This is a genomic window from Streptomyces sp. SS1-1, assembly GCF_008973465.1.
Taxonomy (GTDB): Bacteria; Actinomycetota; Actinomycetes; order Streptomycetales; family Streptomycetaceae; genus Streptomyces.
Map to the genome: position 1 here is coordinate 451,138 of NZ_WBXN01000004.1, position 25,901 is coordinate 477,038.

Genomic DNA, 25,901 nt, shown 5'->3' on the forward strand with positions numbered 1-25,901 from the left:
CAGCTTGACCCGGGGGCATATGACACGGGTCCGTGCCGAGGGCCGGCGTCTCCTCCCCACGGCTCACTTCTCGAAGCGGTACCCCATGCCGGGCTCCGTGATGAAGTGCTTCGGATGCGACGGGTCCGCCTCCAGCTTCCGGCGCAGCTGGGCCATGTAGACGCGGAGATAGTTCGTCTCCTTTCCGTACGACGGCCCCCAGACCTCCTGGAGCAGCTGCTTCTGGCCGACCAGACGACCGGTGTTGCGTACGAGCACCTCCAGCAGCTGCCACTCGGTGGGGGTGAGCCGGACGTCCGCACCGCCGCGGTGGACCTTCTTGGCGGCCAGGTCCACGGTGAACGCGGCGGTCTCCACGACGACGTCGCCCTCGCCTCCGCCGGTGGGTTCGGCGCGACGGACCGCTGCGCGCAGCCGGGCGAGCAGCTCGTCCATGCCGAAGGGCTTGGTGACGTAGTCGTCGGCGCCCGCGTCGAGCGCCTCGACCTTCTCGTCGGAGGTGTGCCGGGCGGACAGCACGATGATCGGCACCCGGGTCCAGCCGCGCAGGCCCTTGATCACCTCGACGCCGTCCATGTCGGGCAGTCCCAGGTCGAGGAGCACCACGTCGGGGTGGCGGGCGGCGGCGAGCTGAAGGGCGGTGGCACCGTCGTGGGCCGCGTCGACGTCGTACTTGCGCGCCTTGAGATTGATCACGAGCGCGCGCACGATCTGTGGCTCGTCCTCGACTACGAGCACCCGGGTCATGGAGTCCGCCTCTCGGTGTGTACGGGGTGGTGTGCCGGTGCGGGCCCGGCCGGAACGGGCCGGGGACGCCCCGCACCCGCCCCTCCGGCACGCAGGGTGAGGACCATCGTGAGGCCGCCGCCGGGGGTGTCCTCGGCGGTGAGGGTGCCGCCCATGGCCTCGGTGAAGCCGCGGGCGACCGCGAGGCCGAGGCCGACTCCGTTGCCGCGCGGGGCGTCGCCGTGGCGCTGGAAGGGCGCGAAGATGCGCTCCTTGGCCTCGTCGGGGACCCCGGGACCGCGGTCCACCACCCGGACCTCGACCCTCTCGCCCAGGGCGCTGGCCGAGACCAGGACGGGCTCGCCCGCCGGGCTGTACTTGACCGCGTTCTCGACGACGTTGGCGACGACCCGCTCGAGCAGGCCCTTGTCCGTGGCGACCATGGGCAGACTCTCCGGCACGTCCAGGACGACGGCCGACCCGGCGTCGGGTATGCCGCCCATCGCCACGGGGACCACCTCGTCCAGGTCGATGTCACGGATCAGCGGCGTGACGGTGCCGGTCTGCAGGCGCGACATGTCGAGGAGGTTGCCGACCAGGTGGTCGAGCCGGTCGGCGCCCTCCTCGATGGCGGCCAGCAGCTCGGCCCGGTCCTCCTCGGACCACTCCACGTCGTCCGAGCGCAGGGACGACACCGACGCCTTGATCCCGGCGAGCGGGGTGCGCAGATCGTGGCTGACGGCCGCCAGCAGCGCGGTGCGGATCCGGTTGCCCTCGGCCAGGGCCTTGGCCCGCTCCGCCTCCTGCTGCAGCCGCCGGCGGTCCAGGACCACGGCGGCCTGGGCCGCGAACGCGGCCAGCACCCGGCGGTCGGACGCCGGCAGCACCCGCCCGGACAGGGCGAGGGCCATGTGGTCGCCCACGGGCATGTCGACGTCCGCGTCCTCGGGGCTCCGGGCGGGATGCGGCCCCGCACGGCCCGCACAGGTCCAGGGGGCGATGTCGCTGCTCCTCTCCAGCAGGGCCGCCGACTCCATGCCGAAGGTCTCCCGGACGCGCTCCAGCAGCGCCTCCAGGCTGGTCTCGCCGCGCAGCACGCTGCCGGCCAGGTAGGACAGGATCTCCGACTCGGCACGCAGCCGGGCGGCCTGCTGGGTGCGCCGGGCCGCCAGGTCCACCACCGACGCCACCGACACCGCGACACCGACGAAGATCACTATGGCGACGATGTTCTTCGGGTCGGAGATCGTGAGTGTGTGGAAGGGCGGGGTGAAGAACCAGTTCAGCAGGGCGGAGCCCACCACCGCCGAAGCCAGTGCCGGGTACAGGCCGCCGAGCAGGGCCGCCGCCACGGTCAGCGTCAGGAACAGCAGCATGTCGTTGGCCAGACCGGCGTCGGACACCGAGAGCAGCAGGGTGAGCAGTACGGGTCCCACGACTCCGGCGAGCCAGCCCCACAGGACCCGTGTCCTGCCCAGCCGCGCGCCCCGCGCCACAGGCAGCCCGCGCCCTTTGCCCGCCTCGTCGTGCGTGATCAGGTGCACGTCCAGGTCGGGACCCGACTCCCGGGCCACCGTCGCGCCCACGCCCGGTCCGAACACGTACTGCCAGCTCTTGCGGCGCGAGACGCCCAGCATGATCTGGGTCGCGTTCACCCCCCGCGCGAAGTCCAGCAGGGCCGCCGGGACGTCCTCACCCACCACGTGGTGGAAGGTGCCCCCCAGGTCCTCCACCAGGGTGCGCTGGACGGCCAGCTCCTTGGGCGAGGCCGCGGTCAGCCCGTCGCCGCCGGCGACGTAGACGGCCAGCACCTCGCCGCCCGCGCCCTTCTCCGCCAGGCGGACCGCCCGTCGGATGAGGGTGCGGCCCTCGGGCCCGCCGGTCAGACCGACCACGATGCGCTCGCGCGAGCCCCAGATCCTCGACACCCGGTGCTCGCTGCGGTACCGCGTCAGGTACTCGTCGACCCGGTCGGCCACCCACAGGAGGGCCAGCTCCCGCAGGGCGGTGAGGTTGCCGGGCCGGAAGTACCGGGACAGTGCCGCGTCCACCTTGTCCGGCGTGTAGACGTTGCCGTGCGCCATCCGCCGCCGCAGCGCCTGCGGCGACATGTCGACCAGCTCGATCTCGTCCGCGCGCCGGACCACTTCGTCCGGGACGGTCTCGCGCTGCCGCACTCCCGTGATCGACTCCACGACGTCGCCGAGGGACTCCAGGTGCTGGATGTTCACCGTCGATATCACGTCGACACCGGCCGCCAGCAGTTCCTCCACGTCCTGCCAGCGCTTGGCGTTGCGGGAGCCGGGCACGTTGGTGTGGGCGAGCTCGTCCACCAGCGCCACCCGCGGACGCCGCGCCAGGACCGCGTCGACGTCCATCTCGGTGAAGAGGGTGCCGCGGTACTCCAGCTCCCGGCGGGGGATCTCCTCCAGGCCGTGCAGCATGACCTCGGTGCGCGGCCGCCCGTGATGCTGCACGAAGGCCACCACGCAGTCGGTGCCGCGTTCGGTCCGGCGGTGTGCCTCGGACAGCATGGCGTACGTCTTGCCGACGCCCGGTGCGGCACCGAGGTAGATCCTGAGCTTCCCGCGTGCCATGTTCTCGTCTCTGCTCTCGTCGGCTCTCGTGTGCGGTTCCGGCAGGGGTGGGGGACGGGCTCACGCCTCGGGCGGTGGCCCGTCCCCGGACGGTGAGGAGGTGGCGGAGGCGGTGACACCCTCCTCCAGTGTGCGGCGGGGACGGGCCGGGCGGCCCCGTCAGCTCTTCGCCAGGAGTTCCCTGAGCGCTATGTTGAGTTCCAGGGCGTTCACCCGGGGCTCGCCCATGAAGCCGAGCGTGCGGCCCTCGGTGTGCTCGTCCACCAGCCTCTGGACCCGGGCCGCGGACAGGCCGTTCCTCTCCGCGACCCGGTGCACCTGGAGGTCGGCGTACGCGGGCGAGATGTCCGGATCCAGACCGGAGCCGGAGGAGGTGACCGCGTCCGCGGGCACCTGGGACGGCTTCACCTTGTAGGCGCGCGTGGAGTTGTCCTTGACGACGGCGGCCTTGGCGTCCTTCACCCACTGGATGAGCTCCTCGTTGTCCCCGGACCGGTTGGTCGCGCCGGACAGGATGAGCGTGTACTGGGTGTTGACGCTGTTGGTGCCGAGGCCGTTCTGCGGGCGGCCCTGGAACCACTTCAGGTCCGGTGCCGGGGTTTCCTGGCCCTTCTTCAGCGGCAGGTTGTACGCCTGGCCGATCAGGGAGGAGCCGACGACCTTGTCGTCCGCCTTGATCTCGGAGCCGTTCGCCTTGTCGTGGAACAGCCCTTGCGCGATGCCGGTGACGACCAGCGGGTAGAGGACGCCGGTCACCAGGGTCAGCACGAGGAGGGCGCGCAGGCCCGCTCCGAGCAGCCGGGCGGTGTTGGATACGGAGTTGTTCATGGCGGTGTCAGCCGATCCCGGGAATGAGGGAGATGAGCAGATCGATGATCTTGATGCCGATGAAGGGGGCGACCAGGCCGCCGAGGCCGTAGATCGTCAGATTGCGCCGCAGCAGCTTGTCGGCGCTGACCGGCCGGTACTGCACGCCCTTCAGCGACAGCGGCACCAGGGCGATGATGACAAGGGCGTTGAAGATCACCGCGGACAGGATCGCGGAGTCCGGTGAGGACAGGCCCATGATGTTGAGCTTGTCCAGGCCGGGGTACACCGCAGCGAACAGCGCCGGGATGATCGCGAAATACTTCGCGACGTCGTTGGCGAGGGAGAACGTCGTCAGCGCGCCACGCGTGATCAGGAGCTGCTTGCCGATCTCCACGATCTCGATGAGCTTGGTCGGGTCGGAGTCGAGGTCGACCATGTTGCCGGCCTCCTTGGCGGCCGACGTGCCGGTGTTCATCGCCACACCCACGTCCGCCTGCGCCAGCGCGGGGGCGTCGTTGGTGCCGTCACCGGTCATCGCGACGAGCTTGCCGCCGGCCTGCTCCCGCTTGATCAGCGCCATCTTGTCCTCGGGAGTCGCCTCCGCGAGGAAGTCGTCGACGCCCGCCTCCTCGGCGATCGCCTTCGCGGTCAGTGGGTTGTCCCCCGTGATCATGACGGTTCTGATGCCCATGCGGCGCAGTTCCCCGAACCGCTCCCGCATACCGTCCTTGACCACGTCCTTGAGGTGGACGACACCCAGGACGCGGGCGCCGCCGTCGTCCTCCACGGCGACCAGCAACGGCGTGCCGCCCGCCTCGGAGATGCGCCTGACCAGCGGTTCGGCGTCCTCGGCGACGGTCCCGCCCCGTTCCCGGACCCAGGCGACGACCGAACCGGCCGCGCCCTTGCGGATCTTGCGCCCGTCCACGTCCACCCCCGACATGCGGGTCCGGGCGGTGAAGGCGATCCACGCGGCGTCCACCAGTTCGCCCTGGTGGCGCTCGCGCAGTCCGTACCTCTCCTTGGCGAGGACGACGACGGAACGGCCCTCGGGCGTCTCGTCGGCCAGCGACGAGAGCTGGGCGGCGTCCGCGACCTCGGCCTCGGTGGTGCCCCGCACCGGTACGAACTCGGCGGCCTGCCGGTTGCCGAGGGTGATCGTGCCGGTCTTGTCCAGCAGCAGCGTCGACACGTCGCCGGCCGCCTCCACGGCCCGGCCGGACATGGCCAGCACATTGCGCTGCACCAGCCGGTCCATCCCCGCGATGCCGATCGACGACAACAGCGCGCCGATCGTCGTCGGGATGAGGCACACCAGCAGTGCCACCAGCACGACCATCGTCAGATGGGTGCCCGCGTAGTCCGCGAACGGCGGCAGGGTCGCCACCGCGAGCAGGAAGACGATCGTCAGCGACGCCAGCAGGATGTTCAGCGCGATCTCGTTGGGCGTCTTCTGCCGGGCCGCGCCCTCCACGAGGTCGATCATCCGGTCGATGAACGTCTCGCCCGGCTTCGTCGTGATCCTGATGACGATCCGGTCGGACAGCACCTTCGTACCGCCGGTCACGGCGCTGCGGTCGCCGCCGGACTCGCGGATGACCGGAGCCGACTCACCGGTGACCGCCGACTCGTCGACGGACGCGACGCCCTCGACGACGTCACCGTCGCCGGGGATGACGTCGCCGGCCTCGCAGACCACCCGGTCGCCGATCCTCAGATCCGTGCCGGGGACCTGCTCCTGAGAGCCGTCCGGGAGGAGCCGCCGGGCCACCGTTCCGGTCTTGGCCTTGCGCAGGGTGTCGGCCTGCGCCTTGCCGCGGCCCTCGGCGACGGCCTCCGCCAGGTTGGCGAAGACGACCGTCAGCCACAGCCAGGCACTGATGGTCCAGCCGAACCAGTCACCGGGGTCCGTGAAGGAGAAGACGGTGGTCAGGACGGAGCCGACCAGGACCACGAACATGACGGGCGACTTGATCATCACCCGCGGGTCGAGCTTGCGGAACGCGTCCGGCAGGGAGGTGACGAGCCGGCGGGGGTCGAAGAGGCCCGCACCCACGCGGCCTCGGGGGATCGGGTGCTCCGGGGGCACGTCGCTGTGCGGCGCCTGGGTCGGAGTGGTGGCTGTGGACATCGTGTCCTCTTGCTTCTGTGTACGCGTGGTCATGCCGCCAGCCCTTCGGCGAGCGGGCCCAGCGCGAGCGCCGGGAAGTACGTCAGACCGGTGATGATCAGGATCGTGCCCACCAGCAGGCCCGTGAACAGCGGCTTTTCCGTGCGCAGGGTGCCCGCCGTCGCCGGGATCGGCCGCTGCCCGGCGAGCGAGCCCGCCAGCGCCAGGACGAACACCATCGGCAGGAACCGGCCGAGCAGCATCGCGAGGCCGATCGTGGTGTTGAACCACTGGGTGTCCGCGCTCAGGCCGGCGAAGGCCGAGCCGTTGTTGTTGGCGCCCGAGCTGTAGGCGTAGAGGATCTCGCTGAAACCGTGAGCGCCGGAGTTGGTCATCGAGTGGACCGGCATCGGGAGAGCCATCGCGGCTGCGGTGAGGACGAGCACCAGGGCCGGGGTGACCAGGATGTAGCAGGCGGCCAGCTTGATCTCGCGGGTGCCGATCCTCTTGCCCAGGTACTCCGGCGTACGGCCCACCATCAGACCCGCGACGAACACCGCGATGACGGCCATGATCAGCATGCCGTACAGGCCGGAGCCCACACCACCGGGCGCTATCTCCCCGAGCTGCATGCCCAGCAGTTGGATGCCGCCGCCGAAGCCCGTGAAGGAGGAGTGGGAGGAGTTGACCGCACCGGTCGAGGTGAGGGTCGTGGCGACAGCCCAGATCGACGAGGCACTGACGCCGAGCCGCACCTCCTTGCCCTCCATGGCGCCGCCCGCCAGGTCGAAGGCGGGTCCCGGGTGGGCGAACTCGGTCCACATCATCAGCGCGGTGAAGCCCAGCCAGATCGTGGCCATCGTGCCGAGGATCGCGTACCCCTGCCGCGGGGAACCGACCATCCGGCCGAAGGTCCGGGTCAGCGAGAACGGGATGACCAGGATCAGGAAGATCTCGAAGAGGTTGGAGAACGGGCTCGGGTTCTCGAAGGGGTGGGCGGAGTTCGCGTTGAAGTAGCCGCCGCCGTTCGTGCCGAGCTCCTTGATGGCCTCCTGGGAGGCGACCGCGCCGCCGTTCCACTGCTGCGCTCCGCCCATGAACTGGCCGACCTCGTGGATGCCGGAGAAGTTCTGGATCACGCCGCACCCGACCAGCACGATCGCGGCGACCGCCGCGATGGGCAGCAGGATGCGGGTCACCCCGCGCACCATGTCGGCCCAGAAGTTGCCCAGCTCACCGCTGCGCGAGCGCGCGAAGCCCCGTACGAGCGCCACGGCGACGGCCATGCCGACGGCGGCGGAGACGAAGTTCTGCACCGCGAGTCCGGCGGTCTGCACGACGTGGCCCATGGCCTGCTCGCCGTAGTACGACTGCCAGTTGGTGTTCGACACGAAGGACGCCGCGGTGTTGAACGCCTGGTCCGGGTCGATGGCGGAGAAGCCGAGCGAGCCCGGCAGCACGCCCTGCAGCCGTTGCAGCAGATAGAGGAACAGGACGCCTGCGGCGGAGAAGGCGAGCACCCCGCGCAGGTAGGCGGGCCAGCGCATCTGCGCGCCGGGGTCGGCGCCGATGGCCTTGTAGATCCACTTCTCCACGCGCCAGTGCCGGTCGGAGGAGTAGACCCTGGCCATGTGGTCGCCGAGGGGACGGTGGGCGAGCGCCAGTGCCGCTGTGAGCGCGAGCAGTTGGAGCACGCCGGCGAGTACGGGACCCATGTCGGCTCTCAGAACCTCTCCGGGAAGATCAGGGCGAGGACGAGACAGCCCAGCAGGGCGACGGCCACGATCAGGCCGACGACGTTCTCGGCGGTCATAGCTTCGTCACCCCCTTGGCGATGAGAGCCACCAGCGCGAACACCGCGATCGTGGTGACGACGAAGGCCACATCGGCCATCGCGAACTCCTGGATGAGATTCGGCGGTACATCGGACGAGGAAAGGAAAACTCCGCGCCCGCCGGATTCGGCCACCGTTGACGGGTCCCTTACGGCGGCCGGGAGATCTTTGACGCGTCCCTTACGCCGCCGCCTCACTCTGTTCGCCGTACCGGAGGTTTCTCGATGCCGCAGACCACCAGCCCGGACGACTCCCGACCGTGGCCCGTCGACGCGCCCCTCGGCGACCTGCGCGGGCTGCGGGTCCTCGACCTCGGCTGCGGAACGGCCCGGCACGCCGCCCACCTCGTGCGCGACCGGGGCGCGCGCGTGGACGCCGTGGACTCCTCGCCCTCAGGGATCGAACGCGCCCGGGCCCGCTACGGCGATCTGCCCGGGCTCACCCTGGTGTGCGCGGACGCGGTGGAGCACCTGCGGACGGCGGACCCGTACGACGTCGTCCACGCCGCCCTCGCCTTGTCCTCCATCGATCCGCACCGGCTGCTGCCCGAACTGGCCAGGTCCCTCAAGCCCGGCGGCCGGCTCTGCTTCACCGTCCCGCACACCGATGCGGCCGGGGACGCCCCCGGGACCGAGGCGGGGGTGCCGACCACCGACGTGTGGACGGAGCTGCTGCGGAGGTACGGGTTCGAGGTGGAGTCCGTCACCGAGCTGGACGCGCCGGAGGAGGCGGACCACGCCTCCTCGCGGCTGTTCCAGGCCCGCCGGCCGGCTCGCGTCACCTCCCGGCCCCGGACCACGCGCCCGCCCGTGCCGCACGCCGCCATCGGGGTCGGAGCCGTGGTGCTGGGTCCGCGGGGACTGCTCCTGGGCCGGCACCGGCGGGGCACCCTGGAGCTGCCCGGCGGCACCGTGGAGCCCGGCGAGTCGCTGCGGGAGACCGTGGTGCGAGAGCTCGCCGAGGAGACCGGGCTGGTCGCCGACCCGGCCGACGTACGGCTCCTCGGCACGCTGGTCGACCAGGTCGGCGGGGTCGTGCGGATGACCGTCGGCGCCGTCGTCACCGCGTGGCGGGGAACGCCGGCCGACCAGCCCGACGAGTCCGTCGGTGACTGGCGCTGGTGGCCGCTGGACGCGCTCCCGCCCGGCCTGTTCGAGTGCAGCGCCCAGATCCTCACCGCCTGGCGGCCCGGCCTGCCCATCGATCACGCGCCCGCCCACTTCACGCCGTTCGCGGACGCGCCCTGAGGGAAGCCGACGTCACCCGGTCAGGGCGGTGACCTGCGCGCGGATCACGTCCCACGCCGGGGCCGGCAGGTCGGCCAGGGCCGTGGCGCGCAGTTCGTCCAGGGTTTCCGCCGGGTCGTCCGACGCGGTGGCCTCCGCGTCGACCACCTCGTAGCCGTCGCGGACGGCCACGCGCAGCGCGACCCGGCCGTCGTCCCCGGCGTGCGCGGCCGAGGCGACCACCAGCGGCGGCTCCCCGCCCGGCGCGCCGTCCAGTTTCCGGAAGGTGCTGGCGAGCGGGGGGCGCCAGCTGAGGCTGAGCAGCAGCGGGCGCTTGGCGACCAGCTCGGCCAGGTCCGTCTCGCGGACGCCGTCGCTCTCCAGCACCGTCGCCCGGGCGCCCAGGACGAGGGCGGCGGGGAGCAGACAGCGCAGGGTGCTGCCGACGACGTTGCCGCCGACGGTCGCGCTGCGGCGGACCGCGCCGGTGCCCACGCCGCCGGCGGCCAGCCGCAGGACGTCCGGGACGCGGTCGTCCATCCGCGCGAGGACCACGGCGGCGCCGACGGCGTCGCGCGCGAGGACGTTGGCCTCGGGCACCTCCCGCAGCGACATCGCGGTAGCGGGGAATCCGTCCCGTTGCCAGGTGGCCCACAGCAACGTGGCCCCGCCGATCGGCACCGCCCCCTCCGCCAGACACTCCCGCGCTTCGGCCACCGACGTGGGCAGACGCAACAGCACCGTGACCACCCTGCCTCTCTCGAGATCCGGTTCGGGACCGTGGACGGCTGGTTCCGGCCCCCCGCCCCGCCGGTAAGACAATCTCCGGAACGGGGGGCGCGTACAGGGCTCACACGCGCACGCGGTTCGCTCCGCTCCTCGAGCGTCGGCATCACCGCCCCGGAAGGCGTCCGCCGGACGGGGTGCCGGCCTCACCGTTCGTCGTGGACGTCCCCCCGCGCGGTGACGACGACGGCCTCGCGCGGCGGGAAGGCGCCGGGCGGCATGCCGGGGATGGGGCCCGTCGGCGCCGCGTGCTCGTCGGGGGCGGGCACGCCCAGGGTGAGCCGGGTGACGATGCGGTAGCGGTCGCCCCGGTAGAGGGAGTGGACGTACTCGACGGCGCGGCCGTCCGTGTCGTAGGTGAGGCGCTCGAAGAGGAGCGCGGGCGACAGATGGGGGACGCCGAGGATCTTCGCCTCCGCCTGGCTGACCACGGTCGGTTCCATGGTCTGCGCCGCCTCGCTCACCCGGACCCCGTGACGGTCGTGCAGATGCTCGTACAGGTCGCCGGCCTCCAGTTCGCGTGCGGTGAGCGCGGGCACCAGGCCGGCCGGGATGTGCAGGTGCTCGATGGCCATGGGGGCGCCGTCGACCAGGCGCAGACGGGCCACGTAGACGACCTCGGCGGCGGGTGACAGGCGCAGCTTGCGGCCGACCCGGGCACCGGCGGCGATGGTGGTGAACTCCAGCAGCCGGCTGGTCCAGACGCCGGACGCGGGGGGCACGGCCATGGTGCGGTGGTCGGGCACCAGTTCCTGGGTGATCTTCTCCGGTGCCACGAACATGCCGCGCCCGTGCTCGCGCACCAGCAGCCCGGCGGCGACGAGTTCGTCCACGGCGGCGCGCAGGGTGGGCCGGGACACCTGGAGCTCCGCGCACAGCGTCCGCTCCGACGGGATGGCGTCGCCGGGGCGCAGGGATTCCATGAGTCCGAGGATGTGGTCGCGGACGCGCTCCCGTTTGAGCACCGCCCCCGGATCGCCCGCCGTCATGCCGCCGCCCCCAGCCCGCACTCGCCCAGCACACCTGACCAGTTCACGCACTGGTCAGACGCAGTCTAGTCGTCAAGTCGGCGTCGCAGAACGGCTGTACGGGATTACGTCCGTCAATACCGGTGCGTGCAGGGAGGGTTGACGCCTCAATTGGTCTATGCCACCTTCATCGACCAGGGAGAGGTCACCTCACCAGTGGCCCGACTGGTCAAGCCGCTCGGCACAGGTCCACCGAGACGGGAGACATCCGTGCCCGCACCCACGCCTCCGGCGCTTCCGCTGCTCCCCCGCCCCACCCGCGCCCACGCCCGGGGCGGCCGTTTCACCCTGGACACCGGCACCGGCGTACGCGTCGGCGACGGCGCCGAACCCGCCGCCCGCCTGCTGCGCGAACTCCTGGCCCCCGCCACCGGACTTCGGCTGCCCCACGCCGAGGACGGGGCCGTCGTCCTGACGCTCGACCCCGCGCTCACCGGGCTCGGCGAGGAGGGGTACGGGCTGACGGTGGGACCCCGCTCGGTCCTGCTGCGCGCGGCCCGGCCCACCGGACTGCTGCGGGGCGTACAGACGATCCGTCAACTCCTGCCGGTGGACGTCCTGTCGGGGTCGCCGGCGCCCGGCGTGCGCTGGTCGCTGCCGTGCGCCGAGATCACCGATGTCCCGCGCCACCGCTGGCGCGGCGCGATGCTCGACGTGGCCCGGCACTTCCAGCCAGTGGAGTACCTCCGCCGCTACATCGACCTGCTCGCCCTGCACAAGATCAACGTCTTCCATCTGCATCTCACCGACGACCAGGGCTGGCGGATGCCGGTGCCTGCGTACCCCAAGCTCACCGAGATCGGCGGCCACCGGTCCCGCTCCCCGGTCGGCGTCGACGGGGACACCTACGACGACGTGCCGCACGGCGGCGCGTACACCCGGGCCGAACTCACGGGCCTCGTGGCGTACGCGGCGGCCCGCGGCGTGACCGTGGTGCCGGAGATCGAGATGCCGGGGCACGTCCGGGCCGCCCTGGCCGCCTACCCGCACCTGGGCAACCGGCCCGGCCGGACCCTGGACGTGTGGACGAGGTGGGGGGTCTGCGACACCGTCCTCGGCGTGCACGACGAGGTGTTCGACTTCTGCCACACCGTGCTGGACGAGGTCATGGACGTCTTCCCCTCCCCCTACGTCCACATCGGCGGCGACGAGGTGCCCGTCACCGAGTGGGCGGGGAGCGCCGGGGCCGCCGCCCGCGTGCGCGAGGAGGGCCTGGCAGGACCCGGCGCGCTGCACGGCTGGTTCCTCGCCCGCGTCGGCGCGTTCCTGGTCCGCAACGGACGCCGCCCGGTCGCCTGGGCCGAGACCGGCGGCGAACTCCCGGACACGTTCACGGTGATGGCGTGGCGCGACCCGGCGCACGCCCTCGCCGCCGCGCGACGGGGTCTCGACGTGATCAACGCCGACCACCGCCGCACCTACCTCGACCACCCCCAGCGCGGCGGGGCGCGGGAGCTTCCGGCCCAGCCCGGAGCCGTCGTCACGCTCCGGGACGTCCACGCCCACGACCCGGTCCCGGAGGGGGCCGCTCCAAAGGCAGCCGCCCATGTCCTCGGCGCGCAGGCGCAGGTGTGGACGGAGTACGCGACGACCCCCGCGCGCCTGGAGTACCTCACCTACCCCCGGTTGTGCGCCCTGGCGGACCGCGCCTGGAGCGGACCCACCCCGTGGCCGGAGTTCCGCTCACGTCTCGACCGGCACCTCCCGCGCCTCGACGCGCTCGGCGTGCCCCGCCACCCCTGAGACCGCACCCCCACGGCACGGCCCTGATCTCCCGAGCACGACGAACCCCACATCCCGTCGGAAGGAATCAGCATGACGTCCCGAACCACACCGAGCAGACTGCGGGTCGCCCTGGCGGCAGCCGTGGCCACCGCCCTCGGCACCGCCTGTCTCGCCGCCCTCCCGGGCACCGCGAGCGCCGCCGCCACGGGTGTGAGCGTGCAGTACCGGACCAGCGCCACCGGCGCCACCGCGGACCAGGCGGAGCCCTGGCTGAAGGTCAGGAACACCGGCAGCGCCGGCCTGCCGCTCAGCTCCGTCAAGCTGCGCTACTACTTCAAGGCCGACGCGGCCGGGACCGCCTACCGCTTCGCCTGTTCCTGGGCGGTGAAGGGCTGCGCCAACATCACCGGGACGTTCGGGACACCGGCCCACCCGACGGCCACCGCCGACCGTTACCTGGAGATCGGCTTCACCGCGGGGGCGGGCACGCTCGCCCCGGGCACCGACACGGGGGACATGCAGCTGCGCTTCCACCGGGCGGACTGGCAGACGCTGCGGCAGAGCGACGACTACTCCTTCGGCGCCTCCCAGACCTCGTACGCGGACTGGACGAAGGTCACCGCCTCGGTGTCGGGCAGCACCGTGTGGGGCACCTCTCCCGTCGGCGACGACCCCACCGATCCCCCGACCGACCCGCCCACCGACCCCCCGGCGGGCGGACAGAGCCTGTTCGACGACTTCAGCTACAGCTCGTCGAGCGACCCGAGGATCTCGGCGAACGGCTGGAGCGTGCGCTCAAACGCGGGCGGCCCCGGCGTGCCCGGCGCGACCTGGGCCCCGGAGAACGTCACCTTCACCGCCTCCGGCGGCAACTCCGTGATGAACCTGCGGACGTCGACCGCGGGCACCCCTGAGAGCACCAGGCAGACCGAAGTCCTCACCAAGGCCATGAAGTTCCGCGACGGCACCTACGCGGCGCGCGTCCGGTTCTCCGACGCGCCGGTGTCCGGGCCGGACGGGGACCGCCTGGTGCAGACGTTCTTCACCATCAACGACCTCAAGGCCCCCATGGCCGACGACTACGCCGAGTACGACTTCGAGTACCTGCCCAACGGCGGCTGGGGCGAGCCCGCCAACATCCTGTACACGACGTCCTGGGAGACGTACAACCCCGACCCCTGGCAGGCCGTCAACCAGCACAGCGAGTCCCGGCAGAGCTACGCCGGCTGGCACGACCTGGTGCTGACGATCGACGACAGCTCCATCAAGTACTACGTCGACGGGCGGCTGTTCGGCACCCACGATGCCGCCTACCTGCCCGAGCGGCCCATGTCGATCAACTTCAACCAGTGGCTGATCGACCTCGCCGGCCAGACCAGCACCACGCCCCGCTCCTACGACGAGCAGGTCGACTACGTCCTGCACGTCAAGGACCAGGTCCTGACCCCGGCACAGGTCACGGCCAAGGTCGGCGCCTACCGGGCGGCGGGCACGACCTTCGAGGACAAGGTGCCCGGTTAGAAGTTCAGGCCGCGAAGCCGATGTTGGTCACGTACTCGTACTGGCCCCATTCGGAACCGAGGTCCACGGTCGCGTCGTTGACCCAGGCCTCGTCCAGGGCGGCGGCGTCGTCCCGGGCCCACGCGTCGACGATCCGGTCCCAGTGGCGGACGTTCAGCGTGCGGTACTCCACCACCCGCTGCCGGGGCCGGTCCACCTGGGACTGGTTCACCGGGTGGAACTCGACACGGGTGCCGCGGCCCTCGCGGTTCAGGCGGGCCAGCAGGTAGCGGGCGACATTGTGGCGGCGTACGGACCGGTACGCCGCCTCGATGTTCTCCAGGTTCCTGCGCGACGGACTGCGCCGGCCCGCCAGCCACGCCTTCAGCGTCCGGTCGGTGACGGTCAGTCCTGCCGCGCGGGCCGCCAGGCGGGCGTGCTCGGTGCGGGTGAGGTAGTGCAGGCGGGCGAGCAGACCACGGCGCTGGGTGATCGGCGTCGCGACGAATCCGGCGAGCGCGTCGAGGCGGCGGGCCACCGCTTCGTGCCCCCTGAGGCCCTGAGCCCCGTACTTGCCGAACTCGAGGTTGCGCTCCGGCATCCGACCACTCTCACTCGCGCTCCGACACGGATCTGCTGTCGGCCGTGAGCTTACCCACCGCGGCGGTGCGCGCCGCCGGGGCCACCCGGGTCAGTCGCGGTCGGGATGCCACCCTTCGGGGCCGCCGCCCCGCCACTCGATCAGCGCGGACTGCCGTACCCAGTCGTCGTCCACGTCGTCCAGGCCCGCGAGGCGCAGGAACTCGACGATGTCCAGCAGGCCGTAGGCCATCCCCACGAACTGCTCGTTCACACGGACTCGCCGGCCGCCGTCCTCGGCGGCCGGGTAGATGGCGATGGGCTGTGCGCTGACCATGGGACCAGGGTGGGGCCTGTGCCGGGAGCGCGCACGTGGGGCGCCGCCGTGGGCATACCTAGGTCGTGTCCGTGAAGTCCCGTCGTTCGCCCGTAGGGCGGCCGAGCGGTGTCCGGTGCGTGCTCTGGGGGTCCCCCCTGCTCGAAGAGCTAGGGGGAGTGCCAGACGGGCTCCCGCGTACTGGTTGTACGCGGGAGCCCGGCCGGTGCGGCGAGAGTGCGTGCCGGACGCCGGGCGGCAGGCGGGACTTTGCGGACACGACCTTAGGGCGCGGCGGCCGTGGAGAGGCGGGAGCGCAGGGTGGACGCGAAGTCCTCGGCGCGCGCCAGCTGGGTGCGCAGGTCGGCGACGCGCCGCTGGGCCGCCTCCTCGAAGCCGCGCAACCGTCCCAGCAGCCGCTCGCGTTCGGGTGCGGGGAGGTCGTCGCCGGCGTCGAGGCGGTCGGTGACGTCGAGCAGTTCGCGCATCTCGTCGAGGGTGAATCCGAGCGGTTTCATGCGCCGGATCACCATGAGGCGGGCGACGTCGGCCTCGGTGTAGAGGCGGAAGCCGCCCTGGGAGCGCGCGGAGGGGACGACGAGGCCGGTCTCCTCGTAGTGGCGGATGGTGCGCAGCGACAGCTCGGTGCGCGTGGCGACCTCGCCGATCTGCATGTGTTCGCTGCCCATGTCCCTGCCCGGCCCTTCTCGCCCTGTGGGGCCACCTCACGCCCGGCCCGCCGATCTCTACCCTAACGTTAGGGTAGGGTTTGCGCGGTGAGGGTCGGCTCGACGGCCGTTTCCCTCGCCCTCGCGGTCCGGACGGTGGATGTCCGGCCGCTGCCGTGTCGGGGCCGACGCCGCCCCCGAGGCCACCAGGTCTCCTCCACCGTCCTCAGCGCGCACCGCCCCGGCCCGGGACGTGCCCGAAAACGACAGGTAGCCGTTTCGTTGTCCTCCTCCGTTCTGTCCCCGGCCGCACGGCTGCGCGGCCTGAAGCCCGACTGGCTGCGCGACCCCAAGGTGTGGCGCACCGAGGTGCTCGCCGGTCTGGTGGTCGCGCTCGCCCTGATCCCCGAGGCGATCTCCTTCTCGGTCATCGCCGGGGTCGATCCGGCGATCGGCCTGTTCGCGTCGTTCACCATGGCCGTCACCATCGCGATCGTCGGCGGGCGCCGGGCCATGATCTCCGCGGCCACCGGCGCGGTCGCCCTCGTGATCGCGCCCCTGAACCGGGAGCACGGCTTCGGCTACCTGGTCGCGGCCGTGATCCTCGCGGGTGCCTTCCAGGTGCTGCTCGGCGCGCTCGGTGTGGCCCGGCTGATGCGGTTCGTGCCGCGCTCGGTGATGGTCGGGTTCGTCAACTCGCTGGCCATCCTGATCTTCATGGCGCAGGTCCCCGAGATGACCGACGTGCCCTGGCCGGTGTATCCGCTGATCGGCGCCGGTCTGCTGCTCATGGTGTTCTTCCCGAAGGTCACCTCCCTCGTCCCGGCGCCGCTCGTGTCGATCGTCGTCCTCACCGTCGTCACGCTGGCGGCGGGCATCGCGGTGCCCACGGTCGGCGACAAGGGCGAGCTGCCGTCGTCGCTGCCGGTGCCGGGGCTGCCGGACGTGCCGTTCACGATGGACACCCTGACCACGGTCGCCCCCTACGCGTTCGCGATGGCGCTGGTCGGTCTGATGGAGTCGCTGATGACGGCCAAGCTGGTCGACGAGATCACCGACACCCGCTCCTCCAAGACCCGGGAGTCCGTGGGGCAGGGCGTCGCCAATATCGTCACCGGGTTCTTCGGCGGTATGGGCGGCTGCGCCATGATCGGCCAGACGATGATCAACGTGAAGGTGTCCGGGGCCCGCACCCGGCTGTCCACCTTCCTGGCGGGTGCCTTCCTGATGGTGCTGTGCGTCGTCTTCGGGCCGGTGGTCTCCGACATCCCGATGGCCGCGCTGGTCGCCGTGATGGTGATGGTGTCGTTCGCGACGTTCGACTGGCACTCCATCGCGCCGAAGACGCTGCGGCGGATGCCCGCGGGAGAGATCGCCGTCATGGTCATCACCGTGGCGGTCGTCGTCGCCACGCACAACCTCGCCATCGGTGTCGTCGTCGGCTCCGTCTCCGCCATGGTCGTCTTCGCCCGGCGCGTCGCCCGTCTGGCCGACGTCACCGCGGTCGTGGACCCGGACGGCGCCACGGTCGTCTACCGGGTGACCGGGGAGCTGTTCTTCGCCTCCTCCAACGATCTCGTCGGCCGCTTCGACTACGCGGGCGACCCGGAGAAGGTGATCATCGACCTGTCCGCCGCCCATGTCTGGGACGCCTCCTCGGTCGCCGCCCTGGACGCCGTCACGACGAAGTACGCGAGCCGCGGCAAGACGGTGGAGATCACCGGCCTGAACGGCCCCAGCGCGCATCTGCACGACCGCCTCAGCGGCGAGCTGGTCGCCGGGCACTAAGGTCGTGTCCGCAAAGTCCCGCCTGCCGCCCGGCGCCCGGCACGCACTCTCGCCGCACCGGCCGGTCACCCGCGTACAACCAGTACGCGGGAGCCCGTCCGGCACGCCGAGAGCACGCACCGGACACCGCTCGGCCCGCCCTACGGGCGAACAACGGGACTTTGCGGACACGACCTACGCGGTACGCCCCTCTCTCCGATCGCGCCCCCGCCCCGCCCCAGGTGAGGATGGCGGGACGAGGAAACCGGAGCGTTCGGGAGGTGGCCACGCTGGGCACGGTGCTCCCTGTCGTCTTCGCGGTCTGTGCCGCCCTGAGCAACGCCGTGGCCACGGTGCTCCAGCGCAAGGCGGCGCTCACCGTGCCCAGCTCGCAGGGGCTGCGGGCCGGGCTGATCCTCGATCTGCTGCGCCGGCCGGTCTGGCTGTTCGGCATCCTCGCGGTCATCGGGGCCGCCGTATGCCAGGCGGTCGCGCTGGCGACCGGGCCGCTGACGATCGTGCAGCCGCTGTTCGTGCTGGAGCTTCCGCTGACGCTGATCGTGGCGGCCCTGCTGATGCAACGGCGGCTGCCGGGGTCGGGCTGGGTGGCGGTGACCGTGGTGGTCGTGGGGCTGGGGGTCGCGCTCGCCGCCGCCGCGCCCTCAGGCGACCGCACCCGGGTGTCCCTGGAACGGTGGATCCCGGCGCTCGCCGTCTGCGCGGGCCTGGTCGCCGCCCTCACCGTGATGGCGCTCAGACGCCCGCGGGGGCCCGCCCGGGCGGCCTGTCTGGGGGCCGCCACCGCGATCAGCTACGCGATGACGGCGGCCCTGCTCAAGGCGTCCACGCACCTCCTCGACGAGGAGGGGATCGTCGCCTTCCTCACCGCCTGGCAGACGTACGGCTTCGCCGTGACCGGGGTGTGCGCGCTGTTCCTGCTGGAGAACTCCATGCAGGCCGGCCCCCTGGTCGCCTCGCAGCCCGCCCTCACCCTGGGCGACGCGGCGGTGAGCCTCGCGCTCGGCATCACCCTGTACGAGGAGACCGTCCGCTCCGGCTGGTGGCTCGTACCGCAGCTGCTCGGGGTCGCGTTGATCGCGGTGGGGATCGTCGCCCTGTCCCGGACGGCGCTCAACCAGTCGCTGGTGGCGCCGGAGGAACAGGAACAGGTCGCCTAGGGAAGGCCCCCGCTGAGACCGTCCGGTCAGGCGGAGCGCGCCTGCCACAGGTCGCGCAGGAGGGCGATCTCCGCCATGTGGTGGATGAACTCCAGGTTGGCGCCCCAGAGCACGGCCGCGTACGGCTCGTCCGGGTCGGAGCCGTACGGGTACTGGGAGAAGCCGATCGTGTCGAGCTGCTCCTGGGTCACCGCGCCGACGGCCCGGCGCCAGCGGTCGACGGACTCCCAGAAGCGTTCGAGCGCGGTCGCGGCGGAGGGGCTGAAGTCGACCATCCGCTTGGGGTCCTGACGGCGTTCGCCGAAGGTCCACTCCCAGCGCCCGGCGAAGTCGTAATGCAGATGGCCCAGCCGCCAGGCGATGGTGGTGACGGGCGTCCGGTCGGGCTCCACGGGCCCCGTGTGCGCCAGGACCTCCTCGACCCGCTCGACGGAGACGCTCCAGTCCTCGGCCACCTTCTCGACGCTCATGCCGTCGGCGACCTGCCGGGCGACCTCGGCGTACTCGCTCGCCGGGATGTCCGCGGCGCCCAGGTCGAGCACCCACTCCCCCGGCCCGAACGCCCTGGGGGTCGTCGCCTCGCCGCGCGGGCGGATGGACCAGCAGCCGGGGACCGGCTCCCACAGGTACTCCTCGTCGGTGAGCCCGGTCAGCCGGACCTCCGCCATCTCCCGGGCGCGGTCGAACTGGTCGAGCAGCAGCCCGAGCCGGTCCGTCCTCGTGCCGCCGATCTCCGTGCCGCCGATCTCCATGCCTGGCCCCTTCGCCGGTGCGCCGCCGCGCGGTCATGTCCCCTTGCGGGCACGCCACTTCACGGACAGGCGGAGGGTAGTGGCCCGTCCGGCGGGGACGCGAACGATTTCCGCGTCAGGGCACGTCCACTTCGGCGAGCAGCGGGTGGTGGTCGGAGTACACGGTGGGCCGCACCCCGTGCGCGACCGGGTCGACGCCGCGCAGGAAGACGTAGTCGAACTTGCTCTGCCAGTCCGTGGTCGGCTCGCACGGCCCGGTGGGCACGGGGCGGCACTCGGGGTCGACGTCGGTGGCCACCTTCCACATCGGCCCGAGTTCGGGTGCCTCCGGCACGGCGTTGAAGTCGCCCAGCACGACGGCGCGGTCGAAGCGGGCGACCTCGCGGGCGAGCACGGGGACCTGTGCCGCCCGGACGGACTCCTGACGCCGTTGCGCGAGATGGGTGTTGAAGACGCGGACCGGCCGGCCGTCCAGGAGGGTGGTGACCGCCAGATAACCGCGGTCCTCCGAACCGCCGTCGGGGTACTCCCGGCGCACCACGTCCGTCATCGGCGCGGCGGAGAGGATCGCCTGCCCGAAGCCGCCGGGGTTCCACGGCGGCCCGCCGCAGCGGCTCAGGCTGTCGAGCACCGTCCCGTACGCGACGTGGTACTCGAGGCCGTAGTAGGCCTGTAGGAAGTCCCGTATCCGGGCGACGTCCCGGTCGCACGCCTCCTGCACCCCGACGACCTGCGGCGCGTACGTCGCGATCTCCGCCGCCCGGTCGACGTCGCTCACCCCGCAGGGGTTGCAGAGGTTCCAGGTCATCACCCGGTTCGGTACGACGGCGTCGGCCGCGTCCACGGGCAGCGCCCTGGCGAAGACGGCGCCGCTGGGCGCGCTGGGGCCGACGAGCACCGCGCAGGCCGCGATCATGACGGCCACGAACCACCGCGTGCCCCGTCCCCGCACCCTCGCCTCCTCGCAGCGCACGGACGCGACGTCGGCGTCCTCAGGGACGAGGGTAGGCGACGGACCTGTCGGCTCCCTGTGAGAGGCGGGGTGCCCGGGGCGGCGAAAAGCACTGGCGTGGCACGGGGCACCGGCGCAGACTCCTGCCATGGGTGACATGGGGGCCTTCCAGGCAGCGGTGACCGCGTGGGCGGCCGGCGGGGACGGCGGACGGGCGCGGGAGCTGGCCGCGCGGCTGCCCGTGCGGGTGGCGGTGCTGCTGGAGGGGCCCAGTGACGCGGCGGCGGTCAACGCGCTGGCCGGGCTCCGCGGGCGGGATCTGGCGGCGGAGGGCGTCTGCGTCCTGCCGATGGGCGGCGCCATGAGCGTCGGCCGGTTCGCCGAACTGCTCGGGCCGTCCGGTCTGGGCCTCCGTCTGGCCGGGCTGTGCGACGAGCGTGAGAGCCCCTTCTACGCCCGCGGTTGGCAGCGTGCGGGGGTCGTACGGCCCGGCTTCTTCGTCTGCGCGGCGGACCTGGAGGACGAGCTGATCCGCGCGCTGGGGACCGGGCGGGTGGAGGAACTCGTGCGCGCGGAAGGGGACCTGCGTCCCCTGACGACGTTCCTGCGGCAGCCGGCGCAGCGGAACCGCACCGCGCAGCAGCGGCTGCGGCGGTTCTTCGGGACGACGAGCGGACGCAAGATCCACTACGGCCGGGTGCTCGTGGAGGCCCTCGACACCGACCGTGTCCCGGCCCCGCTGGAGGAGCTGCTGGCCGTCGTCTGAGCCGTGCGGCGGGGGGCAGTTCGGTGCCCGCGCGCTGCTGATGCGCGGTCGCCGGGTCGGGCGCAGACTGGACGCGTGAGTGGCTCGTACCCGGGGCGTGGCGCGTCCACGGCCTCCTCCCAGACGGCACCACGACAGACCGTGGCGCTCGCGGCGATGATGTTCGCGGTCGCGATGACGTTCATCGACCAGACCATCGTGTCGATCGCGGCCCCCGACATCGTCCGGGAACTCGGTCTGTCCTCCTCCGGTATGCAGTGGGTCGTCAACGCCTATCTGCTGGCCCTGGCGGCGTTCTTCGCGCTGGGCGGCCGTCTCGCGGACCTGTACGGGCCGCGGCGGGTGGTCGTCGTCGGCACGCTGGTCTTCGTCGTCTCGTCGGTGCTGTGCGGCTGTGTCCCGAAGGGGGACGTGGCCCAGGGCTGGCTGATCGCGTTCCGGGCCACCCAGGGGTTCGGGGCGGCGCTGCTGTTCCCGGCCGCGCTGGCGGTCGTGGTGGCTGTGTTCCCGCGTGAACGGCGGGGCCGGGCCCTGGCCCTGTTCTTCGGGATCTCCGGCGCGCTGACCGCCATCGGGCCGCTGCTGGGCGGCTGGCTCACGAGCTGGACCTGGCGGGCGGTGTTCTGGGTCAACGTCCCGGTCGCCGTCGTCGCCCTGGCGCTCGTCGCGGCCGCGCGGATCGCGGACCGCCGGCGGGAGGGCACCCTGGACGTGCCCGGCGCCGTGCTGATCGCGGCCGGCATGGGGCTGTGCGTGCTGGGCTTCCAACAGGCGTGGTCGTGGGGCTGGGACAGCGCGGCCACCTGGCTCTGCATCGTGGGCGGCCTGGCGATCCTCGGCGTGTTCGTCCGCTACGAACTCGGGGTGCGGCACCCCCTGATCGACCTGCGGGTGTTCCGGGACAAGGCGTTCGGTGTCGACGCCGCGGTGCTGTTCTTCGCGATGCTGGCGTTCGTGCCGCTGTTCTTCTTCGCGTCGGTGTACGCGCAGGTGTCCCTGAGCGCCTCGCCGAACCAGGCGGCGCTGTTCCTGCTGTACTTCTTCGCCGGTTTCGCGATCGCCTCGCAGTGGGGCGGCCGCATCCTCGACAAGCAGGGCGCGCGCCCGGCCCTGAAACTGGGGTGTGTGCTGGGCGCCGTCGGGTTCGCCCTGTGGGCGGGCGAGTTGACCGACCTGTCGATGCACGACCAGTGGCCGTACGCGGCGCTCGCGGGCGCCGGGATCGGCTTCATCCTCGCCCCCGCGTCGACGGACGCCGTGAACCGGGCCATCGGTCCGTCGTACGGCGAGGTCACGGGCATCACGCAGACGATCCGCAACTTCGCGGCGAGCGTGGGCCTGGCGGTGTTCGGCACGATCCTGACCCACGTCACCAACACGAACGTGCGGAACACCCTGGAGGGACGCGGCTTTTCGCCGGGCGTGTCGGACGACGTCGCCCGCGGGGTCACCGAGTCCATCACCGGCAACGGCGACGACGCCGCGCCCACCGGCACGGGACCGGCGGCGAACGCGATCCGGGACGCGATGGGCGCGATCCGGACGGACTTCGCCGAGGCCAACCAGTGGGTCTTCTACGGCATGGCGATCGCCCTCGGTGTCGCGTTCCTGTGTGCCCTGCGTCATCCGGGCGGCCGGGCCGTGACTCCCGAGGAGCAGGAGGAGTCGGCGCCCGCGTCGCCGGGGGCGAGGCAGCCGGGCCAGTGGGCGGGTTCGTGAGCGGGCGCGGCTGACGGATGCAGGCGTCAGCCGGCGTCCGACAGCTCCTCCACGCGCCGGGCCGCCTTCTGCGCCGCGCGGTCGGCGTCCCGGACGCGGCGCTCGGCCGCCCGGGCCTCCTCGCGGGCCGTACGGTCGTCGGAGCGGGCCTGGGCGAGCTCGGCCTCGGCGTCCTTCAGCTCCTTGGACAGGGTCTCCACCCGGTCCTTCAGCTCGGCGATCCTCTCCTCGACGTCCTCGGCCCGCCGGGCCGCGTCTTCGGCCTCCTCGGCGCGCGCCGCCCGTTCCCGGTCGGCCTCCTCGGCCGCCTCGCGGGCCTCGGCGAGCCGGCGGCGCCGCTGGTCCTCGGCGGACTTCTCCGCCCCGGCTCGCGCGGGCCGCTTCGCCCGGTCCGGTTCCGCCGCGCGGCGGGGCGGCGCCTCGCCGCTGGTGGCGGGGAACGCGGCCGAGGGTGTGAGGGGCTTGGTGAGACGGCCGGAGGCCCACTGCCGGGCGGCCTCGGGGTCGGCGAGCACCGCCTGGAGGGTGTCCTGGACCTCGCGCTGGGCGTCCTGGCCGAGCGGGTGCCCGGCGTCGGCGGCGAGCTGGGCGGCCTGCCGGGTCAGCGCGCCGATCAGCAGGCGCTGCTGGTGGACGAGGTCGCGCAACTGCGCGGGGTCCAGGTCGCGGTGGGCCTGGCGCAGGGCCTCGCCGAGCTCGACGAGGGGTTCGACCTGGTCGCGCCGGGCGCGCACCAGGGTGTTGCTCGCCCAGGCGGACAGGCTGGGGCGGCGCAGCCGGCCGATCTCGTCGGCGAGCGCCCGGTTCCCGGCCGAGCGCGCGGCCGCGGCCCGTTCGTTGCGGGCGGCGGTGAACTGCTCGGGCCGCAGTCCGTACAGTTCGTCGGCCACGGTGTCCAGGTCCACGGGCTCCCTCTCGGCGAACCGGCTGCTCACGCGCAGATCTTCCCACGTCACCCGGGGTGGGACAGCGTGGACCGGGGCGCCGTACGCCCTGGCCGGGGAGTTTGCCGGATCGGCAAACGCGCTGGCCGTGCCGCCGTCGCGCTCCGCAGCATCGGCGTGACCGCAGCGGCGGTTCCGGCGGCCCGCACGGGGGCCGTTCGGGCGAGGCAGCGACGTCCGCAGGAGGGCACATGGCACGGCAGGACGGCTCGGAACGGTTCACCCATCGCACGGTCACCGGCCCGGCCGGGCCGATCCATCTGGTGGAGCAGGGCACCGGCCCGCTCGTGCTGCTCGTGCACGGCTTCCCGGAGTCCTGGTACTCCTGGCGTCATCAACTGCCCGCCCTCGCGGCGGCGGGCCACCGGGCCGTGGCACTCGACGTCCGCGGCTACGGCCGCTCCGCCGGGCCGGCGGCCGTGGAGGCGTACCGGATGCGCGAGCTGGTCGAGGACAACGTGGCGGTGGTGCACGCCCTCGGCGAGGAGTCGGCCGTGATCGTCGGCCACGACTGGGGCGCGACCATCGCGGCGAACTCCGGGCTGCTGCGGCCGGCCGTCTTCCGGGCGGTGGGGCTGCTCTCCGTGCCGTACACGCCGCGCGGCGGACCGCGCCCGAGTGACGTCTTCTCCCGCGTCGGCGGGGACGAGGAGTTCTACGTCTCGTACTTCCAGGAGCCGGGTCGCGCCGAGGCCGAGATCGAGCCGGACGTACGGGGGTGGCTCGCCGGGTTCTACGCGGCGCTGTCCGCCGACACCATGGCCGGGCCCGGCGCCCCCGATCCGCACTTCGTCGGCGCGGGCGGCATGCTGCGGGACCGGTTCCCGGCGGGCCGGCTGCCGGGCTGGCTGGGCGAGGCGGACCTCGACGTGTACGCCGGGGACTTCGAGCGGACCGGCTTCACCGGCGCGCTCAACCGGTACCGGAACATGGACCGCGACTGGGAGGACCTGGCCGCGTACGACGGGGCGCCGCTGACCCAGCCGTCACTGTTCGTGGGCGGGTCCCTGGACGCCTCCACGACCTGGCTGGCGGACGCCATCGAGGCGTTCCCGGTCACGCTGCCGGGGCTCGTCTCCTCCCATCTGCTGGACGGCTGCGGTCACTGGGTGCAGCAGGAGCGGCCCGGGGAGACGAACCGCCTGCTCGTCGACTGGCTCGCGCGGGTCACTCGGGCTGGGTCGCGATCTGGATGAGGTTGCCGCAGGTGTCGTCGAGGACGGCGGTGGTGACGGGCCCCATCTCCGTGGGTTCCTGGGTGAAGCGGACGCCGAGGCCGCGCAGCCGCTCGTACTCGGCCCGGACGTCGTCCACGGCGAACTGGGCGAGCGGGATGCCGTCCTGCGCGAGGGCGTCGCGGTAGGTGCGGGCGGCCGGGTGACCGAGGGGCTCGAGGAGCAGTTCGGTGCCATCGGGCTCCTCGGGCGAGACGACGGTCAGCCAGCGGTCCTTCTCGCCGATCGGGACGTCGTGCTTCGTACGGAAGCCGAGGATCTCGGTGTAGAAGTGCTGGGCCGCGGCCTGGTCGTCGACGAAGACGCTGGTCAGACGGATCTTCATGGGGTGTTCTCCTCGGGTGCGGAGGGGTCGGGAAGGGGCCAGCGCTCGGTGATCCGCCGCAGCGGGGCCGTGTCGAGGTCGTGGAACTTGTAGCGGCCCTCCCGTCTGGTCCTGACGAGTCCGGCGGCCTCCAGCACGGCGAGGTGCTGGGAGACGCCCTGGCGGGAGATGCCGAGTCCGTGCTTCATGGCGAGACGACCGCAGATCTCGAACAGTGTCTGTCCGGACCGCTCCGTCAGCTCGTCGAGGATGATCCGGCGGGTCGGGTCGGCCAGGGCTTTGAAGAGGTCGTCGGCCACTCCGTCACCATAGGCAAGTATGGACTTGCCTATCAAGCCGCGGCGCCGTGTTCCGTGCC

The 25,901-nt window shown here is 72.4% G+C and carries 25 protein-coding genes; 8 read left to right on the forward strand and 17 right to left on the reverse strand.

Annotated elements, in window-relative coordinates; all coding sequences use genetic code 11:
* Window positions 1-63: 63 nt before the first annotated feature.
* The 7 genes from F8R89_RS03065 to F8R89_RS36090 all read right to left on the reverse strand — a co-directional run bounded on the left by F8R89_RS03065 (window position 64) and on the right by F8R89_RS36090 (window position 8,211).
* Window positions 64-747: a response regulator gene (locus F8R89_RS03065; protein ID WP_151782481.1), complete on the reverse strand. Its 684-nt coding sequence runs from the start codon at window positions 745-747 to the stop codon at window positions 64-66.
* Window positions 744-3,323, reverse strand: a complete 2,580-nt coding sequence (locus F8R89_RS03070) for an ATP-binding protein (protein WP_151782482.1) — start codon at window positions 3,321-3,323, stop codon at window positions 744-746. Before F8R89_RS03070 ends, F8R89_RS03065 begins: the two co-directional genes overlap by 4 nt.
* A gap of 159 nt (window positions 3,324-3,482) precedes the next feature.
* Window positions 3,483-4,151 carry a potassium-transporting ATPase subunit C gene (locus F8R89_RS03075; protein ID WP_151782483.1) on the reverse strand — a complete coding sequence of 223 codons (669 nt, stop codon included), beginning with the start codon at window positions 4,149-4,151 and terminating at the stop codon, window positions 3,483-3,485.
* Window positions 4,152-4,158: 7 nt separating this feature from the next.
* Complete coding sequence (gene kdpB / locus F8R89_RS03080; protein WP_151782484.1) at window positions 4,159-6,297, reverse strand: potassium-transporting ATPase subunit KdpB; 2,139 nt, start codon at window positions 6,295-6,297, stop codon at window positions 4,159-4,161.
* Window positions 6,294-7,958 (reverse strand): potassium-transporting ATPase subunit KdpA, encoded by a 1,665-nt coding sequence (gene kdpA, locus F8R89_RS03085; protein ID WP_151782485.1) that lies wholly within the window; start codon window positions 7,956-7,958, stop codon window positions 6,294-6,296. Before kdpA ends, kdpB begins: the two co-directional genes overlap by 4 nt.
* Window positions 7,959-7,966: 8 nt before the next feature.
* Window positions 7,967-8,056, reverse strand: a complete 90-nt coding sequence (kdpF, locus tag F8R89_RS03090) for a K(+)-transporting ATPase subunit F (RefSeq protein ID WP_151782486.1) — start codon at window positions 8,054-8,056, stop codon at window positions 7,967-7,969.
* A complete protein-coding gene (locus F8R89_RS36090) occupies window positions 8,053-8,211 on the reverse strand; it encodes a hypothetical protein (protein ID WP_192806417.1) in 159 nt (52 codons plus the stop codon). The genes kdpF and F8R89_RS36090 overlap by 4 nt, the downstream gene beginning before the upstream one ends.
* Window positions 8,212-8,301: 90 nt before the next feature.
* Here F8R89_RS36090 and F8R89_RS37200 point away from each other — a divergent pair, with 90 nt between their 5' ends.
* Window positions 8,302-9,324 carry a bifunctional class I SAM-dependent methyltransferase/NUDIX hydrolase gene (locus tag F8R89_RS37200; protein WP_151782487.1) on the forward strand — a complete coding sequence of 341 codons (1,023 nt, stop codon included), beginning with the start codon at window positions 8,302-8,304 and terminating at the stop codon, window positions 9,322-9,324.
* A 12-nt stretch (window positions 9,325-9,336) separates the two neighbouring features.
* On the opposite strand, the gene F8R89_RS03100 is transcribed toward F8R89_RS37200, so the two are convergent.
* Both F8R89_RS03100 and F8R89_RS03105 read right to left on the reverse strand, forming a co-directional pair.
* Entirely contained in the window at window positions 9,337-10,044 is a 708-nt protein-coding gene (locus F8R89_RS03100; protein ID WP_151782488.1) for an FAD binding domain-containing protein, read from the reverse strand.
* A 191-nt stretch (window positions 10,045-10,235) separates the two neighbouring features.
* A complete protein-coding gene (locus F8R89_RS03105; protein ID WP_151782489.1) occupies window positions 10,236-11,078 on the reverse strand; it encodes a GntR family transcriptional regulator in 843 nt (280 codons plus the stop codon).
* A gap of 249 nt (window positions 11,079-11,327) precedes the next feature.
* On the opposite strand from F8R89_RS03105, the gene F8R89_RS03110 reads away from it, so the two are divergent.
* Both F8R89_RS03110 and F8R89_RS03115 read left to right on the forward strand, forming a co-directional pair.
* Window positions 11,328-12,860, forward strand: coding sequence for a beta-N-acetylhexosaminidase (locus F8R89_RS03110; RefSeq protein WP_151782490.1), 1,533 nt, complete (start codon window positions 11,328-11,330; stop codon window positions 12,858-12,860).
* 72 nt (window positions 12,861-12,932) lie between these two features.
* Complete coding sequence (locus tag F8R89_RS03115; RefSeq protein ID WP_151782491.1) at window positions 12,933-14,363, forward strand: cellulose binding domain-containing protein; 1,431 nt, start codon at window positions 12,933-12,935, stop codon at window positions 14,361-14,363.
* A 4-nt stretch (window positions 14,364-14,367) separates the two neighbouring features.
* Here the strand turns inward: F8R89_RS03115 and F8R89_RS03120 are convergent, their stop codons facing one another.
* The 3 genes from F8R89_RS03120 to F8R89_RS03130 all read right to left on the reverse strand — a co-directional run bounded on the left by F8R89_RS03120 (window position 14,368) and on the right by F8R89_RS03130 (window position 15,926).
* Window positions 14,368-14,943 carry a transcriptional regulator gene (locus F8R89_RS03120; protein WP_151782492.1) on the reverse strand — a complete coding sequence of 192 codons (576 nt, stop codon included), beginning with the start codon at window positions 14,941-14,943 and terminating at the stop codon, window positions 14,368-14,370.
* A gap of 90 nt (window positions 14,944-15,033) precedes the next feature.
* A complete protein-coding gene (locus tag F8R89_RS03125; RefSeq protein ID WP_151782493.1) occupies window positions 15,034-15,258 on the reverse strand; it encodes a hypothetical protein in 225 nt (74 codons plus the stop codon).
* 263 nt (window positions 15,259-15,521) lie between these two features.
* Window positions 15,522-15,926: a MerR family transcriptional regulator gene (locus tag F8R89_RS03130; protein WP_151782494.1), complete on the reverse strand. Its 405-nt coding sequence runs from the start codon at window positions 15,924-15,926 to the stop codon at window positions 15,522-15,524.
* Window positions 15,927-16,202: 276 nt separating this feature from the next.
* Here F8R89_RS03130 and F8R89_RS03135 point away from each other — a divergent pair, with 276 nt between their 5' ends.
* Window positions 16,203-17,693 carry a SulP family inorganic anion transporter gene (locus tag F8R89_RS03135; protein WP_151787977.1) on the forward strand — a complete coding sequence of 497 codons (1,491 nt, stop codon included), beginning with the start codon at window positions 16,203-16,205 and terminating at the stop codon, window positions 17,691-17,693.
* Window positions 17,694-17,920: 227 nt separating this feature from the next.
* On the forward strand, window positions 17,921-18,850 hold the full coding sequence (locus tag F8R89_RS03145) for a DMT family transporter (protein ID WP_151782495.1): 930 nt from the start codon (window positions 17,921-17,923) through the stop codon (window positions 18,848-18,850).
* A gap of 26 nt (window positions 18,851-18,876) precedes the next feature.
* Here the strand turns inward: F8R89_RS03145 and F8R89_RS03150 are convergent, their stop codons facing one another.
* Both F8R89_RS03150 and F8R89_RS03155 read right to left on the reverse strand, forming a co-directional pair.
* On the reverse strand, window positions 18,877-19,602 hold the full coding sequence (locus tag F8R89_RS03150; protein ID WP_151782496.1) for a DinB family protein: 726 nt from the start codon (window positions 19,600-19,602) through the stop codon (window positions 18,877-18,879).
* 115 nt (window positions 19,603-19,717) lie between these two features.
* Window positions 19,718-20,518, reverse strand: coding sequence for an endonuclease/exonuclease/phosphatase family protein (locus F8R89_RS03155; protein WP_225994612.1), 801 nt, complete (start codon window positions 20,516-20,518; stop codon window positions 19,718-19,720).
* A 184-nt stretch (window positions 20,519-20,702) separates the two neighbouring features.
* Here F8R89_RS03155 and F8R89_RS03160 point away from each other — a divergent pair, with 184 nt between their 5' ends.
* Together F8R89_RS03160 and F8R89_RS03165 are read left to right on the forward strand one after the other, a co-directional pair.
* On the forward strand, window positions 20,703-21,320 hold the full coding sequence (locus tag F8R89_RS03160) for a TOPRIM nucleotidyl transferase/hydrolase domain-containing protein (protein WP_151782498.1): 618 nt from the start codon (window positions 20,703-20,705) through the stop codon (window positions 21,318-21,320).
* A 156-nt stretch (window positions 21,321-21,476) separates the two neighbouring features.
* Window positions 21,477-23,039 carry an MFS transporter gene (locus F8R89_RS03165; protein ID WP_151787978.1) on the forward strand — a complete coding sequence of 521 codons (1,563 nt, stop codon included), beginning with the start codon at window positions 21,477-21,479 and terminating at the stop codon, window positions 23,037-23,039.
* 26 nt (window positions 23,040-23,065) lie between these two features.
* On the opposite strand, the gene F8R89_RS03170 is transcribed toward F8R89_RS03165, so the two are convergent.
* Window positions 23,066-23,974 (reverse strand): hypothetical protein, encoded by a 909-nt coding sequence (locus tag F8R89_RS03170; RefSeq protein WP_225994318.1) that lies wholly within the window; start codon window positions 23,972-23,974, stop codon window positions 23,066-23,068.
* A 200-nt stretch (window positions 23,975-24,174) separates the two neighbouring features.
* On the opposite strand from F8R89_RS03170, the gene F8R89_RS03175 reads away from it, so the two are divergent.
* Window positions 24,175-25,179 carry an alpha/beta fold hydrolase gene (locus F8R89_RS03175; protein ID WP_151782499.1) on the forward strand — a complete coding sequence of 335 codons (1,005 nt, stop codon included), beginning with the start codon at window positions 24,175-24,177 and terminating at the stop codon, window positions 25,177-25,179.
* On the opposite strand, the gene F8R89_RS03180 is transcribed toward F8R89_RS03175, so the two are convergent.
* Complete coding sequence (locus F8R89_RS03180; protein ID WP_151782500.1) at window positions 25,151-25,543, reverse strand: VOC family protein; 393 nt, start codon at window positions 25,541-25,543, stop codon at window positions 25,151-25,153. The two genes, F8R89_RS03175 and F8R89_RS03180, sit on opposite strands and share 29 nt — an antisense overlap.
* Window positions 25,540-25,842, reverse strand: a complete 303-nt coding sequence (locus F8R89_RS03185) for an ArsR/SmtB family transcription factor (protein ID WP_151782501.1) — start codon at window positions 25,840-25,842, stop codon at window positions 25,540-25,542. Before F8R89_RS03185 ends, F8R89_RS03180 begins: the two co-directional genes overlap by 4 nt.
* Window positions 25,843-25,901: the final 59 nt, after the last annotated feature.

What these genes read in the sequence shown, in the direction of transcription:
- F8R89_RS03065 (WP_151782481.1), bottom strand. Translation starts at nt 747, where the DNA reads ATGACCCGGGTGCTCGTAGTCGAGGACGAGCCACAGATCGTGCGCGCG.
- F8R89_RS03070 (WP_151782482.1), bottom strand. Translation starts at nt 3,323, where the DNA reads ATGGCACGCGGGAAGCTCAGGATCTACCTCGGTGCCGCACCGGGCGTC.
- F8R89_RS03075 (WP_151782483.1), bottom strand. Translation starts at nt 4,151, where the DNA reads ATGAACAACTCCGTATCCAACACCGCCCGGCTGCTCGGAGCGGGCCTG.
- kdpB (WP_151782484.1), bottom strand. Translation starts at nt 6,297, where the DNA reads ATGACCACGCGTACACAGAAGCAAGAGGACACGATGTCCACAGCCACC.
- kdpA (WP_151782485.1), bottom strand. Translation starts at nt 7,958, where the DNA reads ATGGGTCCCGTACTCGCCGGCGTGCTCCAACTGCTCGCGCTCACAGCG.
- kdpF (WP_151782486.1), bottom strand. Translation starts at nt 8,056, where the DNA reads ATGACCGCCGAGAACGTCGTCGGCCTGATCGTGGCCGTCGCCCTGCTG.
- F8R89_RS37200 (WP_151782487.1), top strand. Translation starts at nt 8,302, where the DNA reads ATGCCGCAGACCACCAGCCCGGACGACTCCCGACCGTGGCCCGTCGAC.
- F8R89_RS03105 (WP_151782489.1), bottom strand. Translation starts at nt 11,078, where the DNA reads ATGACGGCGGGCGATCCGGGGGCGGTGCTCAAACGGGAGCGCGTCCGC.
- F8R89_RS03115 (WP_151782491.1), top strand. Translation starts at nt 12,933, where the DNA reads ATGACGTCCCGAACCACACCGAGCAGACTGCGGGTCGCCCTGGCGGCA.
- F8R89_RS03120 (WP_151782492.1), bottom strand. Translation starts at nt 14,943, where the DNA reads ATGCCGGAGCGCAACCTCGAGTTCGGCAAGTACGGGGCTCAGGGCCTC.
- F8R89_RS03125 (WP_151782493.1), bottom strand. Translation starts at nt 15,258, where the DNA reads ATGGTCAGCGCACAGCCCATCGCCATCTACCCGGCCGCCGAGGACGGC.
- F8R89_RS03130 (WP_151782494.1), bottom strand. Translation starts at nt 15,926, where the DNA reads ATGGGCAGCGAACACATGCAGATCGGCGAGGTCGCCACGCGCACCGAG.
- F8R89_RS03145 (WP_151782495.1), top strand. Translation starts at nt 17,921, where the DNA reads ATGGCGGGACGAGGAAACCGGAGCGTTCGGGAGGTGGCCACGCTGGGC.
- F8R89_RS03150 (WP_151782496.1), bottom strand. Translation starts at nt 19,602, where the DNA reads ATGGAGATCGGCGGCACGGAGATCGGCGGCACGAGGACGGACCGGCTC.
- F8R89_RS03155 (WP_225994612.1), bottom strand. Translation starts at nt 20,518, where the DNA reads ATGATCGCGGCCTGCGCGGTGCTCGTCGGCCCCAGCGCGCCCAGCGGC.
- F8R89_RS03160 (WP_151782498.1), top strand. Translation starts at nt 20,703, where the DNA reads ATGGGTGACATGGGGGCCTTCCAGGCAGCGGTGACCGCGTGGGCGGCC.
- F8R89_RS03165 (WP_151787978.1), top strand. Translation starts at nt 21,477, where the DNA reads ATGATGTTCGCGGTCGCGATGACGTTCATCGACCAGACCATCGTGTCG.
- F8R89_RS03175 (WP_151782499.1), top strand. Translation starts at nt 24,175, where the DNA reads ATGGCACGGCAGGACGGCTCGGAACGGTTCACCCATCGCACGGTCACC.
- F8R89_RS03180 (WP_151782500.1), bottom strand. Translation starts at nt 25,543, where the DNA reads ATGAAGATCCGTCTGACCAGCGTCTTCGTCGACGACCAGGCCGCGGCC.